The organism is Oleiagrimonas sp. (assembly GCF_027858935.1).
Taxonomy (GTDB): domain Bacteria; phylum Pseudomonadota; class Gammaproteobacteria; order Xanthomonadales; family Rhodanobacteraceae; genus Oleiagrimonas.
Genome location: NZ_JAQIBU010000038.1, coordinates 1 through 4,077, shown reverse-complemented (window position 1 = coordinate 4,077; position 4,077 = coordinate 1). Strand labels below are relative to the sequence as shown.

Here is a 4,077-nt window from a genome sequence, read left to right as displayed (position 1 = left end):
TTCGACGATCAGCGTTACAAAACTGCTGTCGGATACCGCCATCATCAACACAAAGGTCAGCGCTTCAGTGATGAAGAAAGCCAATGCTGCCAGTGCGGTGCGATGTCTCGGATGGGGCTTTGCTTCATCGTTCATGGAGTGCCTCTGTTCTTGCAAAGTGGTGGACGGGCGCATGGAAGTGTAGCGAGACTTGCAGGCCAGGACTCAGGCCATCAATACTGCGCGCTCTGCAGCATCCAGCGCCCCTTCCAGGTACCCGGCGAAGTCGCCGGCAAACTCGCTGCCTGCCAACTGGACGCATCCGCTCCAGGGCGCTGGCAGCGATGCCTGCGGATAGGACGGGTGTCCGGGGGGCGGAATCGCATCGGCGGGCACAGCGGTGCAGGACGCATCGGCCCAGTCCTTCAGGTGCACGGTCTGAGGTGTCGACGCACGCGATCCAAACAGGCGTGTCAGCTGCGCCAGTGCCAACCGCACCAGTTGGTCACGGCCCAGCTGGCGACGTCCGTCATGGGCGACGCCGACAAAACCGAACAGCGCCGCATGCTTGCCATCGGCATCGCTGGCATCGTGGATTTCCACCAGTGGGCCACGCTGGCTCATGGCCATGCCCGACAGGCCGTTCGCGCGCCAGAAAGCGTGGTCGTAGATGGCCAGAAACTTCGCCTGCCCGGCCATCCAGGTGGGGGTGGCGCGTCGTGCGGCCTGCCAGTCTGCGGGCAGGGCGGGCATCCACGACAGGGTATCGACCAGCAAGCGTGGGGGCAGGGTACTGATCACCCGTGCGGTGCGCACGGTTTCGCCGCTTTCGAGTGTGACTTCGACCGTGTCGGCGCCCAGCAAGCGCAGGCTCGTGACGCGCGTTCCCAGCCGGATCGAGGTGCGCTGGAGGCTGTCACGCAGCGCATGGGTCAGCGCACCGATGCCTCCGTACACGCGCATCGAAGCGGGCTCCGTGGCCCAGGTACGCTGCAGCCGTTGCACGCGTCCGCTGGCCTCCTCCATGACGGCGCCGCCATCCACATGCTGCGGGTAGAGCGTAGCTGCGAGTGCCTCGATCAGCCGCGCTGCACGCGGGTTCATCGCCGGCCACAGCCAGGACGGCCCCATGTCATAGGCGTGTACGCCATCGTCCGCGGACAGGCTCAGGATGCGTCCACCCACGCGCTCGCGCGCCTCCAGCAGCAACACGTCATGGTCCCCTTGCTCCAGCAGCCGGGCGGCGTACAGGCCGCTGAGGCCGGCACCAATGACAACGGTGGCAGGGAGCATGGCAGATCCTTGCGCGGCTGTTGGAAGCCGCCCACTCTACAAGAAGGGGGTCGTTTGCCGCGATACAGGCACGCGGCCGCGATCATTTTCCGAGCAGGTCGCGCAAGGCTGCAAAAGGCTTGCCGGTCGCCGGTTCCGGTGCGGCATCCGGTCCCAGCGCACCGCCGCGGACATGATCAATGTAACGGGCATGTTCGTTGTCGTGGCAGTACACGCACAGCAGTTCCCAGTTGCTGCCGTCCGGAGGATTGTCGTCGTGGTTGTGATTACGGTGGTGCACCGTAAGCTCGCGCACGTTGTCACGGGTGAATTCGCGTGCGCAGCGACCACATACCCACGGGTACATCTTCAGTGCGCGTTCGCGGTAGCCCTTCTCGCGTTGCTGGGCATCACGCCGCGCCTGGGCGACGATGCGATCGAGGGTATCCGGATTCAGGGGTGGCGTGCGGCTGGTCATGGCGCAAAGTGTACGCTGAAGAACCCGTGTCGGAGCATCCGTATACGTCCAGGCCGACGCGAGCATGGCGATGGGGAAAAGCTTCTCGGTTGCGCCAATGCCGTGGCCTCGGATACTGGAAATGCGCGGCCAGGCGGAGCAGTATCAGGCCATGACCCTTGCCGTGGGCATTGCCTGGAGACCATCGTGTTGACGTTCCTGCTCTGGTTGTTTGTGTTGGCGTTGTGCTGGCCGCTGGCGCTGCTCGCGCTGGTGCTGTATCCGCTGGTATGGCTGTTGTTGCTGCCGTTCCGGCTGCTTGGCATCGCCGTGGAAGGCGTGTTCGCCATCCTGAGGGGCATGGTGATGCTGCCGGCGCGCCTGTTGGGCGTACGGCCCGGTTAGCGCGCGCCTTGCTGCCATGTACGGAAAGGGCCGCGATCGCGGCCTTTTTTCTGGCAGATCAACAGAGCATGGGTCGCCGTGTCGGAACAACCTCCGTTTGATTCACAAAAACACAGGCGCTGCGTGTTCTTTTCGATGTGCCACGGATGCATGCATGTCTTCATGCACATGCCTTGCGCATTGAAGACGGGTTAGGTTGGATGGACTGATTTAGAACAGGTGTCCGTCATGACTTCCCTGCATTCCCCAGTTCGCCACTCCTTGTCATTGCTGCTGGCATTGACGTTGTTCGCCAGCGGTAGTGCGGCCAGCGCCGCGCAATCCACGCCGCCACACTCGCATTCGCACTATCCAAGCTTGCCCAGTGAAACGCCGGCGCATTTCAAGCCGGTGACGCAGAAAATGAGCTACACCAAGCGTGTCGTGCAGATCCCCATGCGTGACGGCATCAAGCTCAATACCGACATCCTGATCCCCAAGGGCGCGCACCACGCCGGCATTGTGCTGGAGCGCACGCCCTATAACGCGGACCGCTTTGCCTCGCGCAAGCGCGAGGCGCACGATCCGATCCTCAAGGCCGGCTACATCCATGTGTTCCAGGACGTACGGGGCAAATACGGTTCCGAGGGCGACTACATCATGAACCGCTACGTGCGCGGCCCGTTGAATCCGACGCCCGTATCCGATGCCACCGATGCCTCGGATACCATCGGCTGGCTGGCCAGCCACATCAAGCAAAGCAACGGCCGGGTCGCCATCATGGGCATCTCCTACGACGGCTTCGAGGCGTTGATGGGGTTGGTGCATCCCAATCCCGCGCTGAAGGCGGCCGTGCCGGAAAACCCGATGGTCGACGGCTGGATCGGCGACGACTGGTTCCATAACGGCGCCTTCCGCGAGCAGATGATGCCGTACATCTATTCCCAGGAGGCCACGCGCTCCAACAAGGACAAATGGTGGTCGAACTATTCCGACGACTACAGCATGTATCTGGATGCCGGAAATCCCAGCGTGATCGCAAAGGAGCACGGCATGGGTCAGCTGGGCTTCTGGAACAAGATCGTCAAGCACTCGTCCTATGACAAATTCTGGCAGGATCAGGCCGTCGACAAGATCCTGGCCAAGGAGCCCCTGGACGTGCCGACCATGCTGGTCGCCGGCGAGTGGGATCAGGAGGATATCTACGGCGCCCTGGCGGTGTATCGCGCGCTGTATGCCAAGGCATCCAATCGCAAGAACCTGTACCTGACGCTGGGACCGTGGTTCCACGGTCAGGAAGCGGGTTCCGGCACGCATCTGGGGGCCATCCAGTTCGGTTCGGATACCTCGGCATACTTCCGCAAGCACATCCTTTTGCCGTTTCTGGCCCAGCACCTGAAGACCGATGGCGCCGACGCCCATCTGGCGCATGTGCATGCTTATCTCACCGGCCCCAATCATTGGGAAAAACTGTCCAGCTGGCCGTCCTGTCCGGGCAACTGCAGCATCCAGGATGAGCCGATTTACCTGCATGCCGGACATGAGCTGGGCTTCGACAAGCCGCAACCGTCGAACGGCAACGGCTACGACCAGTACATTTCCAATCCGGCCACGCCGGTGCCCTATCGTCCGCGCCCGGTCCCGGCGGCAGAGACCAAGACCTGGCCCGAGTGGCTGGTGGGCGATCAGCGCCCGGCCGCCGCACGCCCGGATGTGGAAACCTACGAGACGCCGGTACTCAAGCACGCCGTGCGCATCAGTGGTCGCCCGATGGTGCATCTGGATGCCTCCACCAGCGGTACGGATTCGGACTGGGTGGTCAAGCTGATCGACGTCTACCCGCAGCAGGATGCCAAGGAACCGGACATGAGCGGTTACCAGCTGGCCGTGGCCATGGACATCTTCCGGGGCCGATTCCGCAAGAGCCTTGCGCATCCATCGGCCCTTACGCCCAACAAGCCGCTGGTCTACCGCTTCGCCTTGCC

The 4,077-nt window shown here is 62.9% G+C and carries 4 protein-coding genes; 2 read left to right on the top strand and 2 right to left on the bottom strand.

Annotation, left to right across the window (positions count from 1 at the left end):
• Positions 1-204: 204 nt before the first annotated feature.
• Positions 205-1,272 carry an FAD-dependent oxidoreductase gene (locus PF446_RS01395; RefSeq protein WP_298068958.1) on the bottom strand — a complete coding sequence of 356 codons (1,068 nt, stop codon included), beginning with the start codon at positions 1,270-1,272 and terminating at the stop codon, positions 205-207.
• An 82-nt stretch (positions 1,273-1,354) separates the two neighbouring features.
• Positions 1,355-1,729: a YajD family HNH nuclease gene (locus PF446_RS01390; protein ID WP_298068956.1), complete on the bottom strand. Its 375-nt coding sequence runs from the start codon at positions 1,727-1,729 to the stop codon at positions 1,355-1,357.
• Positions 1,730-1,915: 186 nt separating this feature from the next.
• Between PF446_RS01390 and PF446_RS01385 the strand changes: the two genes are divergently transcribed.
• Positions 1,916-2,113 (top strand): hypothetical protein, encoded by a 198-nt coding sequence (locus PF446_RS01385; protein ID WP_298068955.1) that lies wholly within the window; start codon positions 1,916-1,918, stop codon positions 2,111-2,113.
• A gap of 228 nt (positions 2,114-2,341) precedes the next feature.
• A partial coding sequence (locus PF446_RS01380; RefSeq protein WP_298068953.1) for a CocE/NonD family hydrolase occupies positions 2,342-4,077 on the top strand: 1,736 nt, incomplete at its 3' end.

What these genes read in the sequence shown, in the direction of transcription:
- PF446_RS01390 (WP_298068956.1), bottom strand. Translation starts at nt 1,729, where the DNA reads ATGACCAGCCGCACGCCACCCCTGAATCCGGATACCCTCGATCGCATC.
- PF446_RS01395 (WP_298068958.1), bottom strand. Translation starts at nt 1,272, where the DNA reads ATGCTCCCTGCCACCGTTGTCATTGGTGCCGGCCTCAGCGGCCTGTAC.